The sequence below is a fragment of the Rhodococcus parequi genome (genome assembly GCF_046042785.1).
In the GTDB taxonomy this organism is placed as follows: domain Bacteria; phylum Actinomycetota; class Actinomycetes; order Mycobacteriales; family Mycobacteriaceae; genus Prescottella; species Prescottella parequi.
Window position 1 is genome coordinate 86,654 of the sequence record NZ_JBDLNV010000008.1, and the last position, 14,906, is coordinate 101,559.

Here is a 14,906-nt window from a genome sequence, read left to right on the forward strand (position 1 = left end):
ACCCGTCAGAAGGTCGAGGCGTCGATCACGAAGCGGTACCGCACGTCGCTGGCGACCACGCGGTCGTACGCCTCGTTGATCCGGTCGGCGGGGATCACCTCGATCTCCGCGCCGATGCCGTGCTCGGCGCAGAAGTTCAGCATCTCCTGCGTCTGCGGAATACCCCCGACCAACGATCCCGCGAGGCTGCGACGGTTCTTGAGCAGCGAGAATCCGCGGACACTGATCGGGTTCTCGGGCAGACCCAGTTCGACGAGCGTGCCGTTGACGGCGAGCATCGACAGGTAGCGGTCCATGTCGAGGTTCACCGACACGGTGTTGAGGATCAGGTCGAACTTGCCGCGCAGCGCCTTGAACGTCTCCTTCTCGGCGGTCGCGTAGTAGTGATCGGCACCGAAGCGCAGGCCGTCGTCCTTCTTGCTCAGCGACTGGCTGAGCACCGTCACCTCGGCGCCCATCGCGTGCGCGATCTTGACGCCGACGTGTCCCAGACCGCCCATGCCGACGATCGCGACCTTCTTGCCGGGGCCGGCGCCCCAGTGTGCGAGCGGCGAGTACAGCGTGATGCCCGCGCACAGCAACGGCGCCGCGACGTCCAGCGCGAGACCGTCCGGGATGGACAGGACGAAGTCCTCGTCGACGACCACGTGCGTGGAATATCCACCGGCCGTGCGCTTTCCGTCGCGGCCCACGGTGTTGTAGGTATCGACGACGCCGTTCTCGCAGTACTGCTCCTCACCGGCCTCGCAGCTGGCGCAGGTGCGGCACGAGTCGACGAAGCATCCGACGCCCACCCGGTCGCCCACCGCATGCTTCGACACCTCGGAACCGACCTGCGCGACGACACCGGCGATCTCGTGACCCGGCACCACCGGATACGTGGTGCCGCCCCACTCGTTGCGGGCTGTGTGGATGTCGGAGTGACAGATGCCAGCGTACTTGATCTCGATGAGGACGTCGCGCGGGCCGACGTCGCGGCGTTCGATGGTGGTCTTCTCGAGGGGCGCATCGGCGGAGTTCGCCGCGTAGGCGGAAGCGGTAAGCATCTCCCATGCCTACCCGTTACCGGCGAGTACACGCAAAGACGGCGGACTGACCTGCGCCGGAGAAATAGACCGTTTCCCCCGAAATGCTTCGCGGTGGGCGCCCGCAGCCTTACCATCCCGGACAACTGAACATGTGTCCATATCCGCTGGGACCATCCGACGCGAACCGAGGAATCGAATGCGCAAAACCGTTGCCGCATTCGCTGCGGCCATCGCAGCGTGCTCAGCCGCCCTGTCACCGACGACGGCCGCCGCGGCACCACCGTCCGCCCCGATCACGACGCTGCACGCCGAGGGCGCGCACCTCGTCGACGGCTACGGGCGCACCGTCCTGCTGCACGGCGTCAACAACGTCGACAAGGATGCGCCCTATCTGCCCGCGGGTGGGACCCTCACGCCTCAGGACATCGACATCCTGGTCCGCCACGGTTTCAACACCGTCCGGCTGGGCACGTCGTTCGACGCGTTGATGCCGCAACGCGGGCAGATCGACGAGGCGTACCTCGACCGTCTCGTCGGCGTGGTCGACGACCTGATCGCCCGCGGCATCCACGTTCTGCTCGACAACCACCAGGACGGGTTGTCGAAGGTATGGGGCGGCAACGGCTTTCCCGCGTGGTCCATCGAGGCCCGGCCGCGGGAGTGGGAGCCGAATCCCGGCTTCCCCCTGTACAACCTGATGCCGAGCATGAACGCCGGGTGGGACGAGGTGTGGAACAACACGCACGGCGCCCTCGACTACCTCGGCACCGCCCTCGGCGCACTTGCCGCGAGGGTGGAGGGCAAGCCGGGCGTGATGGGCATCGAGCTCATGAACGAGCCGTGGCCCGGGTCGCCGTTCCTCACGTGTTTCCCGAACGGCTGCCCGGACTTCGATCGGAAGTACCAGGGCGCGATGCAGAAGCTGACGGATGCCGTCCGCGCACAGAACCCGACCGTGCCGGTGTACTGGGAACCCAACGTCACGTGGAACCAGATGATGCCGTCGAATTTGTTCAACCCGCCCGAGACGCCGTCCGTCGCCGATCCGGACGTCATCTTCGCCCCGCACGACTACTGCATTCCCAGCCAGCTCGCGATCTATCTCGGGTTGCCGCAGGCACTGCGCGCGCTGTGCGTCCCGCAGCAGGATCTCACGTGGTCGAACATCGACGCGGTCACCCAACGCGCGAACATCCCGACCGTGGTCACCGAGTTCGGCGACGGCGATCCGACGGTCCTGAAGAACACCCTCGCCCGCGCGGACGAGCGGTTCATCGGCTGGCAGTACTGGCATTTCGGCGCCGGTAACACCACCGACCCGTTCCTCGGCGACGTCGGGCGTCAGCTGGTGCGCACGTATCCGCAGGCGACGGCCGGGGAGCCCGGACGCATGATCTTCGACGCCGACAACGGCGACTTCGCGTACCGCTACACGCCGCGGGCATCGACGAAGCCCACGGAGATCTTCGTGTCGGACCTGCACTACCCGGACGGGTACGTCGCGCAGGTCGACGGCGGCCACGTCACGTCGGCACCGGGCGCGGCGATCGTCACCGTCGTCGCCGACGGCAGCGGCCCGGTCACCGTGAAGATCAACCGTCCGGGGTCGGCGGGCGCCGAGGTGCCGGACGGGCCGATCGAAACCAGTTCGTCGGGCAGTTCCGGAAGTTCGGCGAGCGCGGGGAGCGCGGGTAGCTCCGGCTCGCTCGGCAGCAGCGGCTCCTAGAACCTCGCAGAACGTCCCGGAAACTCGCAGAACACAGCACACCGGGAGCGGATCCGCAGACGATCCGCTCCCGGTGTGCTGCAAGGGTCGGCGTGCCTACCCCTGCGCGGCACGCCGCCGCAAACGCCGAGCCGCTGCAACGAGGTTGCGCAGCGACGGCTCGAGCTGCCAGTAGTGACGGGTCTTCAGTCCGCCGTCGGGGTTGGCCCACAGCCGGTCGAGATCGACCGATTCGGCGGCCTCGGTGAGCAGGGCGTCGAGTTCGTCGATGTCCGGGATCCGCGCCGAACGGCTCTCGTACACACCGGGTCCGACGCCGTGGGTGAGTGCCTTCTCCTTGATGGCCTCGAGCACCCAGCCGATCGAGCGGGTCGCGACGATCGCGGTGACGTCGGCGTCGAGTCGCTCGATCGCGTCCACGACGGAACGCTGGCCGGAGTAGGTCAGATGCGTATGGATCTGCGTCCCCGGCTTGGCGCCACCCGTCGCGAGACGGAAGGCGTCGACCGCCCAGTCCAGGTACTCCTTGCGCCCGGTCTCCCGCAGCGGCAACAGTTCCCGGACGGCCGGCTCGTCGACCTGGATGATCGCGATACCCGCGGCCTCGAGGTCGGCGATCTCGTCCCGGATCGCGAGAGCCAGCTGGTCGGCGGTCTCGTGCAGCGGCTGGTCCTGACGCACGAACGAACGCGCCAGCATCGTGACCGGGCCGGTGAGCATGCCCTTGACCGGCTTGTCGGTCAGGGACTGCGCGTACGTGATCCATTCGACCGTCATCGGCTTCGGGCGGCGGACGTCGCCGTACAGCACCGGCGGACGGGTGCACCGCGAGCCGTACGCCTGCACCCAGCCGTTGTGGGTGAACGCGTACCCCTCGAGCAGCTCCGCGAAGTACTGCACCATGTCGTTGCGCTCGTGTTCGCCGTGGACGAACACGTCCAGGCCGATGTCCTCCTGCAGCGCGATGGTCTTCGCGATCTCGTCCTGGATCCGCTTGTAGTACTCGTCCCAGTCGAGCCGTCCCTCACCCAGTTCGTAACGGGCCTGCCGGATCTCGTCGGTCTGCGGGAACGAGCCCAGCGTGGTCGCGGGCACGGGCGGCAGGTTCAGCCGTGCCTGCTGCGCGATCCGGCGCTCCTCGTACGGTGCGCGGACGCGATGCTCCGGCTTGATCGCGTTGACCCGCGCGCGGACGTCGTGCTTCTGCTTGAAGTGCACCGACGTCGGCTTCTTGCGCCAGCGGTCCGACGGCCCCTCGGTGAGGGCCTTCGCCAGCGAGACCACCTCGCCCACCTTCTGCTTCGCGAACGCGAGGCGGTCCGCGACGTCCCCGGGCATGTCGTACTCCATGAGCACGTCGTAGGGGACGTGCAGCAACGAACACGACGTGGAGACGACCAGATCCGGGGTGACGTCCTTGATCTGGTTGAGGTAGGTGAGGGTGTTGAACCGGTCCACGCGCCACACGTTGCGGCCGTCGACGATGCCGGCGTAGATCCGCTTGCGCCGGATGCCGGGGACCTTCGCCAGTTCCTCGGCGGTGATCCGCCCGTTGACCAGGTCCAGGCCGAGCGCCTCGACCGGGGTGGCGGCCAGGATCGGCAGCGCCTCACCCAGCGAACCGTACGGTCCGGTGACGAGGATGCGCGGACGCAGCGGTGCGTGCGCCAACTCCTCGTAGGCGCGGCCGAGGGCGGCGAGTTCCTCCGGGGAACGGTCCTCGGTGAAGCACGGCTCGTCCAGCTGGACGCAGGTGGCGCCCGCCTTGGCGAGCTGCGCGAACAGCTTCTCGTACTCGGGCAGCAGCCTGTCGAGCAGATCGAGGGTCGCGAAACCCTCTGCGGTGGACCCGGGTGCGATCTTCGACAGCAGGAGCAGCGAGACGGGGCCGAGCACCACCGGGCGCAGCTCGATGCCACGCGCCTTGGCCCGCTCGAACTCGTCGAGCAGTGTCTCCGAATGCAATTCGAACGTGGAGGTCTCGGACAGCTCGGGCTGACGGTAGTGGTAGTTGGTGCCGAAGAAGCGCACCAGCTCGAGCGGCGGGAAGTCGGGCCGGCCGCGAGCGAGGGTGAAGTAGAAGTCGAGCGGGTCGAGCTCGCTCTCGAGCGGCGCGAAACGCTCGGGGACCGCCCCGAACAACAATGCGTTGTCGAGCACGTGGTCGTAGTACGAGAACGTGTTGCCGGGAACCTGGGTCAACCCGGTGGCAGCCAGCTCGCTCCAGGTCTGCTCCTGCAGTTCCCGTGCGACGGAGACGAGTTCGGACTTGGAGCCGGTGCCGTGCCAGTAGGCCTCGAGTGCCCGCTTGAGTTCACGACGGGGCCCGATGCGGGGGTATCCGAGGACGCTGGATCCGTACCCGGCGGTGTTTGCGGCGGACATGCGGATCGACCTTTCCCTTCAAGCGCCTCGCGCCCGTGTGCCCTGTCCGCTGCCGAGGATGCGGAGAAGCCACACGGGCGCCGAGAAGCTGGCTGGTGTTGCCGTAAAGTGCTGTCTAGCTTGCCTTCTTGGTGACACGGCCGGTGTCGGAATATTCGTAGAAGCCAGCACCGGACTTCTTTCCGACGAGCCCTGCCTCGACCATCCGCAGCAGCAGTGGCGGCGCCGAGTACAGGGGCTCCTTGAACTCCTCGTACATCGAGTCGGCGATCGACTTGACGGTGTCAAGTCCCACCAGATCGGTCAGCGCGAGCGGACCCATCGGGTGCGCACATCCGAGCACCATCGCCTTGTCGACGTCTTCCTTGGTTGCGAAGCCCGACTCCACCATGCGGATCGCAGAGAGGAGGTACGGCACCAGGAGGGCGTTGACGACGAAACCGGAACGGTCCGCCGAGCGCACGACCTGCTTGCCGAGCACCTCGCTCGCGAACGCTTCCGCACGCTCCGACACCGCCGGGCTGGTCTTGAGCGTGGTGACCAGTTCGACGAGAGGGAGGACGGGAACCGGATTGAAGAAGTGCATACCGATGACACGCTCGGGCGCGTTCGTCGAGATGCCCAGCTTCATGATCGGGATCGAGGACGTGTTCGATGCGAGCACCGCGTCCGGATCCGTCACGATCGAGTCGAGTTCGGCGAAGATCTCACTCTTGATCTTCTCGTCCTCGACGACGGCCTCCACTACGAGCTGCCGGTCGGCGAAGTCGCCGAGATCGGAGGTGAAGCGCAGCCGCCAGGCGGCCTGCTCCCGCTCACGTTCGGTGATCTTGCCGCTGCTCACTCCGCGATCGAGCGAGCGCAGGATGCGTGAGCGCCCTGCCGCCGCGAGTTCGCGGCTCGGCTCGTACACCAGCACGTCGACGTGTGCACGGGCGCACACCTCGGCGATTCCGGAACCCATGATGCCGGCGCCGATCACGCCGACGCGCTGAATCTTTTCGCTGGTCACGTCAGCTCCTTTTTCGAAGTGGAGGTCTGGTTCCCCGGGAGGGATCGGCGTGGAGGACACCCCACCGATCCCTCCCGAGAGGTCGAGAGGCCTAGTGGAACTGGCCCTCTTCGGTGGAGCCCTTGAGGGCAGCCGTCGAGGTGTTGGGGTCGACGGTGGTGGCGATCGAGTCGAAGTAGCCGGCGCCGACCTCACGCTGGTGCTTGATGGCGGTGAAGCCACGCTCCTCGGCGGCCTTGAACTCGCGCTCTTGCAGGTCGACGAAGGCGGTCATGCCCTCGCGGGCGTAGCCGTGCGCCAGGTCGAACATGCCGTAGTTGAGCGAGTGGAAGCCGGCGAGGGTGATGAACTGGAACTTGAAGCCCATCGCGCCGAGCTCCTTCTGGAACTTCGCGATGGTCGCGTCGTCCAGGTGTGCCTTCCAGTTGAAGGACGGCGAGCAGTTGTAGGCCAGCAGCTGGTCCGGGAACTCGCCACGGACGGCCTCGGCGAACTTCTTCGCAACCTCGAGGTCCGGCACGCCGGTCTCCATCCAGATGAGGTCGGAGTACGGGGCGTAGGCCTTCGCACGGGCGATGCAGGGCTCGATGCCGTTCTTGACGCCGTAGAAGCCCTCGGCGGTGCGGGTGCCGTCGAGGAATTCGCGGTCACGCTCGTCGACGTCGGAGGTGATGAGGGTCGCGGCCTCGGCGTCGGTGCGGGCGATGACGACCGTCGGGACGTCGGCGACGTCGGCGGCCAGGCGCGCGGAGGTCAGGGTGCGGATGTGCTGCTGGGTGGGGATGAGCACCTTGCCACCGAGGTGGCCGCACTTCTTCTCCGACGCCAGCTGGTCTTCCCAGTGCGAACCGGCGACACCGGCCGCGATCATGGCCTTCTGCAGCTCGTAGACGTTGAGCGCACCACCGAAGCCGGCCTCACCGTCGGCGACGATCGGGGCGAGCCAGTTGTCGACGGAAGTGTCACCCTCGACCTTGGCGATCTCGTCGGCACGCAGCAGCGCGTTGTTGATGCGGCGGACGACCTGCGGGACCGAGTTGGCCGGGTAGAGGCTCTGGTCCGGGTAGGTGTGGCCGGAGAGGTTCGCGTCACCGGCGACCTGCCAGCCGGAGAGGTAGATGGCCTTGAGGCCCGCGCGGACCTGCTGGACGGCCTGGTTGCCGGTGAGCGCACCGAGCGAGTTGATGTAGTCCTCGTTGTTGACGAGATCCCAGAGGATCTCCGAACCGCGACGGGCGAGGGTGGCCTCCTCGACAACGGTGCCCTGGAGCTTGACGACCTGCTCCGCGGTGTAGTTGCGCGTGATGCCCTTCCAGCGGGGGTTGGTGTCCCAATCCTGCTGGATCTGCTCTGCGGTCCTCGGGGTGCCGGTGGTCGACATCGAAAGCTCCACTTCTTCTCTGCTGCTTCGACCGGTACGGATGTACTGCTTCACATCGTTGCCAGGCCGTTCGGATGTACAAACCGACAATGACACAGAGGAAAACCGCCGTCTACCTGTTGCTAATGCCAATCTTCGCTAGCTTTTCATTTCAATCTGCAAAGCTTGCTAATTTTCGCGGAGCCAAGCAGCCGCTTGGGTTACCCGCCGGTAGCATCGCAAGTTACCCGCAAGTAGCCCCCTACCTCGGCATTAGCGTGAAAACCGGACAGGGCACTTCGGGGTGAAGTCGGACACGCCGGACACGTGAACCCCGCGGCGCCCTCACCGAGTCGATCGAGGGCATGTGAGGGCAATCACAGGAATCGGACAGCGTTCCGTACACCGGAACAGTCGGGAATCGACGTCACAGATACCTCGGAGGCCGCCGAAGGCGACCGTCGACCGCTACTGCCGGCCGAGAATCGCTACTCGCGCGAAGCCGTATCGCGCGTCGAGGGCGGCCGCGGATCCCGACAAGTCGTACGCGTGCGACCCGAACTCGGCATATTCGACAACCGCCGAACCCGTGACGATCGGCGACAACCGGGTCACCTCCCACTGGGTGTGGACGAGATCGGGACGCCCCGAGTCGTGCTCGTCCGCGGATCCGCCCACGAGGTCCGCACGCCAGGATTGGCAGGCCAGCCAGTCCGGCGTCAGCTGGATCTGTTCGCCGTCGCACTCGGACAGCTCGACCCGCCCCGCCACTCCCCTGCCCACGCCGTCGACCGGGGGAATCGAGAACCCCATACCGCCGACGCCGTTCACCAGACTCAACGCCGCCTGCGGCAGGTCAGGCAGCGAGAACGGGTCGCGGTCGCCGTCCTCGATCGGGGCGCCCACGAGGAAGTCGGACGTGTACGCACTCTCGTCCTGCTCGCCCGGCAACAGACAGTTGCACGACATCCCCGCGAACAATCGACCGACAGGAACTCCCACCGTGTCGGAGTCGGCGGACAGTGGTTCGACGATCCACACCGCCAGCTGCGGCCGATCCGCGACCGTGAACGGCTCCGGCAGGAGCGCGCGGGCGAAGCCGGGCTTGATATCGGTAGTGAGGACGAGCCACCGGGCCGCCACGGCTACCGCGTCGGCCTCCGTCGACGGCCCGTCGGTCTCCTCGTTCGGCGCTGCCGCAACCTCGACCGGGCCGACCGCATCCGACGGCTCCACGGATCCCGACGCCACGGAACCGGATTCCACGGCATCACTGGACGGGAGGAGTGTCGAAGCGCGAAGTCCGACGCGAGCTCGGCGCTTGGAGGTGAAGATCATCGTGGCCTCAGGCGGTTCCTGGTCGAACGCCGGGCGGCGGAGCGCCGGCCGGCGACACTGAAACAGAGGACGGTCCACGCCCAGGGAGAGGGGCGGGCGTGGATCCGAGACCCCGCCGCGGGGCGGGAGTCGGCGTCTGTCCGCTCAGGGCGCGCGAGCCCCCGCCCCGCGCCCCAAACCGCCTAGCAATCAATGCTTTACACAATCGATCAATGACTGTCGCCCAGCTTTTGTCACTGTCACCGAGATGTCAAGACTTGTTCCGAAAACGTCATGATCGGTCTGATGTCGGGTTCGCCGGATCCAGCGATCGCGGCGGTGTTAACCCGATCCTTTGCACGGTTAGCAGGGCGCTCGTACGCTGGCTGGCATGTCCAAGACCTTCGTCGGCGCCCGGCTGCGACAGCTCCGCACGGAGCGTGGCCTGAGCCAGGCCGCGCTCGCCAAGACGCTGGACATCTCCGCCAGCTATCTCAATCAGATCGAACACGACGTGCGCCCGTTGACGGTGCCGGTGCTGCTGCGGATCAGCGAGGTGTTCGGGGTCGACACCACATTCTTCTCGTCGCAGGACGACACCCGGCTGATCGCCGAGTTGCGCGAGGTGGCGCTCGACAAGGACATGGGCATCGACGCGGACGCGCAGGAGATCGCGGAGATGGTGTCCTCGCATCCGGGGCTGGCGAAGGCGATGGTCAACATGCACAGCCGCTTCCGGAACACGTCGGCGCAGTTGGCCGCGGCCACCGAGGACCGGTTCAGCGACGGCAGCGGCAGCGGCTCGATCACGATGCCGCACGAGGAAGTGCGCGACTACTTCTACCAGCGACAGAACTACATCCACGACCTGGACACTGCGGCCGAGGACCTCACCGCGCGACTGCGCTTCCACCGCGGCGACATCGCCGACGGCATCGCGCGGCGGCTCGAGAACCTGCACGACGTCCAGATCGTCCGCCGCATCGACCTCGGCGAGAACGTGCTGCACCGCTACGACCCGGACACGCGGGTGCTGGAGATCTCGCCGGCGCTGTCCGGCGGGCAACAGGTGTTCAAGTTCGCGACCGAACTCGCGTACCTCGAGTGCGGCGATCTGCTCCGCAGGCTCGTGGACGAGGGCAACTTCACGTCCGACGAGGCCCGGTCGCTCGCGATGCTCGGCCTGGCCAACTACTTCGCGGCGGCCACGGTGCTGCCGTACGGGCAGTTCCACGAGATTGCGGAGGACTTCCGGTACGACATCGAGCGGCTGTCTGCGTTCTACGCGATCAGCTACGAGACGATCTGTCACCGCCTGTCGACGCTGCAGCGCCCCAAGCAGCGTGGGGTGCCGTGGTCGTTCGTCCGCGTCGACCGTGCGGGCAACATGTCGAAGCGTCAGTCCGCCACCGGCTTCCACTTCTCGTCCAGCGGCGGCACGTGCCCGCTGTGGAACGTGTACGAGACCTTCGCGTACCCCGGCAAGATCATGACGCAGATCGCCCAGATGCCGGACGGGCGCAACTACCTGTGGGTGGCCCGCACCGTCGAGCGCCGTGCGCAGCGGTACGGGCAGCCCGGCAAGACGTTCGCGATCGGTCTGGGATGCGAACTGCGGCACGCACCACGGGTCGTCTACGCCGACGGTCTCGATCTGGGCGGCAACACCGCCACCCCCATCGGCGCGGGCTGCCGAGTGTGCGAACGAATGAACTGCCCGCAGCGGGCGTTCCCTCCGCTGGGCAAGGAACTCGACATCAACGAGCACCGAAGCTCGGTGTCGCCGTACACGATCCTCTGATCCACCAGCACTCTTCCCGCTAGTCGGGTCTCGTCCGTCGAGGCCGCGTGAGCTCCTGTTCATGTGTGCGTAATACGCGACACGAACTCGTGATCCACAGACATTCCGGCGCAACAACTTCCGCCTACTGTCTCGAATCACGGATACAGCGTCGTATACGTACCTCTCCGCAGCTCAGCGTCATTCCTCTCGACGGAAAGGCTCGTCCATGCCCACGTTCTCGAAGCGTGCTCTCACCGCCCCGGCCGCACTCGCGGCGCTCGGCCTGGTCCTCACCGCCTGCGGCAGCAAGGCGTCGGACACCTCGGCCGCCGGTACGACGTCCGCCGCCTCCTGCGTCGACACGTCGGGCGACACCGTCAAGGTCGGCTCGCTCAACTCGCTGTCCGGCACGATGGCGATCAGCGAGGTCACCGTCCGCGACTCGATCGCGCTTGCGGTCGAGGAGATCAACAACGCCGGTGGTGTACTCGGCAAGAAGATCCAGATCGTCGCCGAGGACGGTGCGTCGGAGCCGACGGTGTTCGCCGAGAAGGCCGAGAAGCTCATCAGTAGCGACTGTGTCGCAGCCGTTTTCGGCGGGTGGACGTCGTCGAGCCGCAAGGCGATGCTGCCGGTGTTCGAGGACAACAACGCGCTGCTCTACTACCCCGTGCAGTACGAGGGTCTCGAGGACTCCCCCAACATCTTCTACACGGGCGCGACCACGAACCAGCAGATCGTGCCGGCGCTGGACTACCTGAAGGAGAAGGGCGTCACGTCGCTGTACCTGGTGGGCAGCGACTACGTCTTCCCGCAGACCGCGAACCGGATCATCAAGGCGTACGCCGCGGCGAACGGCATCGAGATCAAGGGCGAAGACTACACACCGCTCGGTTCCACCGACTTCTCGACGATCGTCAACAAGGTCCGCACCGCAGACGCCGACGCCGTCTTCAACACTCTCAACGGCGACTCCAACGTCGCATTCTTCCGCGAGTACTCCAATGTCGGCCTGAAAGCAGCGGACATGCCGGTGATCTCGGTGTCGATCGCCGAAGAGGAGGTGGGCGGCATCGGCGCGCAGAACGTCTCCGGCCAGCTCACCGCGTGGAACTACTACCAAACCGTCGACTCCCCGGAGAACAAGAAGTTCGTCGATGCGTACAAGGCGAAGTACGGCGCGAACAAGCCGACGTCGGACCCGATGGAGGCCGCCTACACGTCGGTGTACCTGTGGAAGAACACTGTGGAGAAGGCCGATTCGTTCGCCGTTGCCGACGTCCAGGCGGCCGCCGACGGCGTCAGCTTCCAGGCGCCCGAGGGTCTCGTGACCATCGACGGCGACAACCACCACATCACCAAGACCGCGCGCATCGGCGAGATCCGCGGCGACGGCCTGATCTACACCGTGTGGGAGTCCGACGGCCCGATCCAGCCGGACCCCTACCTCGAGAGCTACGACTGGGCGAAGGGCCTTTCCGGATCGGGTAGCTAGCTCGCGACCAACGACGACATAGAAGGGCGGGCACCGATGGATGTCGTTATCGGGCAGCTGTTCACCGGCCTGAGTATCGGGTCGATCCTGTTGTTGGCGGCACTGGGCCTGTCGCTGACGTTCGGCCAGATGGGCGTGATCAACATGGCCCACGGCGAATTCATCATGGCCGGCTCCTACACCGCATACGTGGTGCAGCAGGTCATTTCGAGCGCCGGGGCGTCACTGCTGATCTCCCTGGTGGTGGGCTTCGTGGTGGGCGGCCTGATGGGCGTGCTGCTCGAGGCCACGCTGATCCGGCGGATGTACCACCGTCCGTTGGATACCCTGCTGGTGACTTTCGGTGTGGGACTGGTACTCCAACAGCTCGCTCGCGACATCTTCGGTGCCCCCGCCGTCAACGTCGTCGCGCCGTCCTGGCTCACCGGTGGCGTGGAGATCCTCGGCGCCGTGGTGCCGAAGACCCGCATCTTCATCCTGGTGCTCGCGATCGTCGCGGTCGCGGTGCTGTCCTTCGCTCTGGCAAAGACGTCGATGGGGCGCCGTATCCGGGCCGTCGTGCAGAACCGCGATCTCGCGGAGACCAGCGGAATCTCCTCGCGCCGAACCGATGTGACCACGTTCTTCATCGGCTCCGGCCTGGCCGGCGTTGCAGGTGTGGCGCTGACACTGATCGGGTCGACGAGCCCGACCATCGGTCAGTCGTATCTGATCGATGCGTTCCTCGTGGTCGTGATCGGCGGTCTGGGCCGGCTGTCGGGTGCGGTGGTCGCGGCGTTCGCGCTCGGCATCCTCAACTCGTTCATCGAGTACTCGACCACGGCGTCGATCGCCAAGGTGATCGTGTTCGTCGTCATCGTCATCTTCCTGCAGGTCCGCCCGCAGGGGCTGTTCGTGGCCAAATCTAGGAGCCTCGTATGACCGTGCTCAGTCGCTACCGGATGTGGGCGGGATTCGCCGTCGCCGCGATCGTCCTCTTCGGGCTCGCCCCGGCCATGCTGTCGGACTTCCGGCTCAATCTGCTGGCCAAGTTCCTGTGCTTCGCGATCGTCGCGGTCGGCATCGGATTGGCCTGGGGACGTGGCGGAATGCTCACCCTCGGCCAAGGCGTGTTCTTCGGCCTCGGCGCCTACATCATGGCGATGCACCTCAAGATCGCCGACGCGGAGCTGCGCGGGGACGCGGTGCCGGACTTCATGCAGATCGCCGGCATCCGCGAACTCCCCTCCTACTGGACGCCGTTCGCGGATCCGTTCACGACCATCGCCGCGATCCTGCTCGTCCCTGCCGTCGTCGCGTTCCTGCTCGGCCTCGGCGTGTTCAAGCGCCGGGTCAAGGGCGCGTACTTCGCGATCCTGTCGCAGGCGCTCGCGGCAGCGTTCGCGATCCTGCTCATCGGCCAGCAGTCGATCGGTGGTTCCAACGGCCTCAACCGGTTCCGCACCTTCTTCGGCTTCAATCTCTCCGATCCCGCGAACAAGCGGATGCTCTTCTTCATCGCCGCGGCGGTGCTGCTGCTCGTCGTCGCCGCGACCCGGCAGCTGATGAACTCCCGCTACGGCGAGCTCCTGGTCGCGGTCCGCGACCAGGAGGAGCGGGTCCGGTTCCTGGGTTACGACCCCGCGAACATCAAGGTCGTCGCCTACACGGTGGCCGCGTTCTTCGCCGGCATCGCGGGCGCGTTGTTCGTGCCGATCGTCGGCATCATCTCCCCCGCGGATGTCGGGATCGTCCCCTCGATCGCGTTCCTCATCGGCGTCGCGATCGGCGGACGCACCACCCTGCTCGGGCCGGTGCTCGGCGCGATCGGCGTCGCATGGGCCCAGACGACGCTGTCGGAGAACTTCCCGTCGGCATGGACCTACGCGCAGGGCCTGCTGTTCATCGTCGTCATCGGGTTCTTCCCGGCCGGCATCGCGGGTCTGGCGAAGGTGTTCAAGCGCCGCCGCGCCACCCCGACCGAGAGCGAACCCGAATCCACCCGCGAACTGGAGGTCGCACGATGACCGAACCCCAGCCCAGCCTCGGCGGCAACGCCGGAATGTCCAGCCAGTACCTCGAGATTCGCGATCTGCGTGTCACGTTCGACGGCTTCACCGCGGTCGACGGCGTCGACCTGACACTGTTCCAGGGTGACCTGCGCTTCCTCATCGGCCCCAACGGCGCCGGCAAGACCACGCTGGTCGACGCGATCACCGGTCTGGTGCCGGCCACCGGTTCGGTCGCCAAGTCCGGTGTCGAACTGCTGGGGCAGAAGGTCCACAAGATCGCTCGCTCGGGCGTGGGCCGCACGTTCCAGACCGCGTCGGTCTTCGAGGACCTCTCGGTGCTGCAGAATCTCGACATCGCGGCCGGCGCGAGACGATCCGCGCTGACGCTGCTGCGCCGCCGCAAGAATGTCCTGCCGCAGATCGAGGAGGCCCTCGAGACGATCGGGCTGACCGATCTGCGGGACCGCAAGGCCGGAATCCTGCCGCACGGTCAGAAGCAGTGGCTCGAGATCGGCATGCTCCTCGTGCAGGACGCCGACGTGCTCCTGCTCGACGAACCGGTGGCCGGCATGAGCCACGAGGAACGCGAGGAGACCGGAAACCTGCTGCGGCGCATCGGTGCCGAGCGCACCGTCGTGGTCGTCGAGCACGACATGGATTTCATGCGGGCTTTCGCGACCTCCGTGACGGTCCTCGCCCGCGGCAAGGTCATCGCCGACGGCAGCGTCGAGGAGATCCAGTCCGACCCCATGGTCCAGCAGGTGTATCTGGGCACCGCGGCCGCCGCCGACGTTCTCGAGGAGGCCTGA

Annotated in this window: 11 protein-coding genes; 6 read left to right on the top strand and 5 right to left on the bottom strand. The window is 66.5% G+C overall.

All coding sequences use genetic code 11. The features are described from left to right. Positions 1-5 precede the first annotated feature (5 nt). Positions 6-1,046: an NAD(P)-dependent alcohol dehydrogenase gene (locus ABEU20_RS21310; protein WP_420166375.1), complete on the bottom strand. Its 1,041-nt coding sequence runs from the start codon at positions 1,044-1,046 to the stop codon at positions 6-8. 178 nt (positions 1,047-1,224) lie between these two features. On the opposite strand from ABEU20_RS21310, the gene ABEU20_RS21315 reads away from it, so the two are divergent. After that, on the top strand, positions 1,225-2,754 hold the full coding sequence (locus tag ABEU20_RS21315; RefSeq protein WP_420166376.1) for an endoglycoceramidase I: 1,530 nt from the start codon (positions 1,225-1,227) through the stop codon (positions 2,752-2,754). A 96-nt stretch (positions 2,755-2,850) separates the two neighbouring features. On the opposite strand, the gene metE is transcribed toward ABEU20_RS21315, so the two are convergent. From metE to ABEU20_RS21335, 4 genes are all read right to left on the bottom strand, one after another. Then, on the bottom strand, positions 2,851-5,139 hold the full coding sequence (gene metE / locus ABEU20_RS21320; RefSeq protein WP_420166377.1) for a 5-methyltetrahydropteroyltriglutamate--homocysteine S-methyltransferase: 2,289 nt from the start codon (positions 5,137-5,139) through the stop codon (positions 2,851-2,853). A gap of 115 nt (positions 5,140-5,254) precedes the next feature. Then, positions 5,255-6,151 carry a 3-hydroxybutyryl-CoA dehydrogenase gene (locus ABEU20_RS21325; protein ID WP_420166378.1) on the bottom strand — a complete coding sequence of 299 codons (897 nt, stop codon included), beginning with the start codon at positions 6,149-6,151 and terminating at the stop codon, positions 5,255-5,257. Positions 6,152-6,242: 91 nt separating this feature from the next. Further along, positions 6,243-7,532, bottom strand: coding sequence for an isocitrate lyase (gene aceA, locus ABEU20_RS21330; protein WP_420166379.1), 1,290 nt, complete (start codon positions 7,530-7,532; stop codon positions 6,243-6,245). A 447-nt stretch (positions 7,533-7,979) separates the two neighbouring features. After that, positions 7,980-8,777: a hypothetical protein gene (locus ABEU20_RS21335; protein ID WP_420166380.1), complete on the bottom strand. Its 798-nt coding sequence runs from the start codon at positions 8,775-8,777 to the stop codon at positions 7,980-7,982. A 442-nt stretch (positions 8,778-9,219) separates the two neighbouring features. Here ABEU20_RS21335 and ramB point away from each other — a divergent pair, with 442 nt between their 5' ends. The 5 genes from ramB to urtD all read left to right on the top strand — a co-directional run bounded on the left by ramB (position 9,220) and on the right by urtD (position 14,906). Further along, complete coding sequence (gene ramB, locus ABEU20_RS21340) at positions 9,220-10,629, top strand: acetate metabolism transcriptional regulator RamB (protein WP_420166381.1); 1,410 nt, start codon at positions 9,220-9,222, stop codon at positions 10,627-10,629. A 208-nt stretch (positions 10,630-10,837) separates the two neighbouring features. Next, the gene (gene urtA, locus ABEU20_RS21345; protein WP_420166382.1) at positions 10,838-12,106 is read left to right on the top strand and encodes an urea ABC transporter substrate-binding protein; all 1,269 of its coding nucleotides are present in this window, start codon (positions 10,838-10,840) and stop codon (positions 12,104-12,106) included. 36 nt (positions 12,107-12,142) lie between these two features. Beyond that, a complete protein-coding gene (gene urtB / locus ABEU20_RS21350) occupies positions 12,143-13,027 on the top strand; it encodes an urea ABC transporter permease subunit UrtB (RefSeq protein ID WP_420166383.1) in 885 nt (294 codons plus the stop codon). Continuing rightward, positions 13,024-14,112 carry an urea ABC transporter permease subunit UrtC gene (gene urtC / locus ABEU20_RS21355; protein WP_420166384.1) on the top strand — a complete coding sequence of 363 codons (1,089 nt, stop codon included), beginning with the start codon at positions 13,024-13,026 and terminating at the stop codon, positions 14,110-14,112. Before urtB ends, urtC begins: the two co-directional genes overlap by 4 nt. Further along, the gene (urtD, locus tag ABEU20_RS21360) at positions 14,109-14,906 is read left to right on the top strand and encodes an urea ABC transporter ATP-binding protein UrtD (protein ID WP_420166385.1); all 798 of its coding nucleotides are present in this window, start codon (positions 14,109-14,111) and stop codon (positions 14,904-14,906) included. The genes urtC and urtD overlap by 4 nt, the downstream gene beginning before the upstream one ends.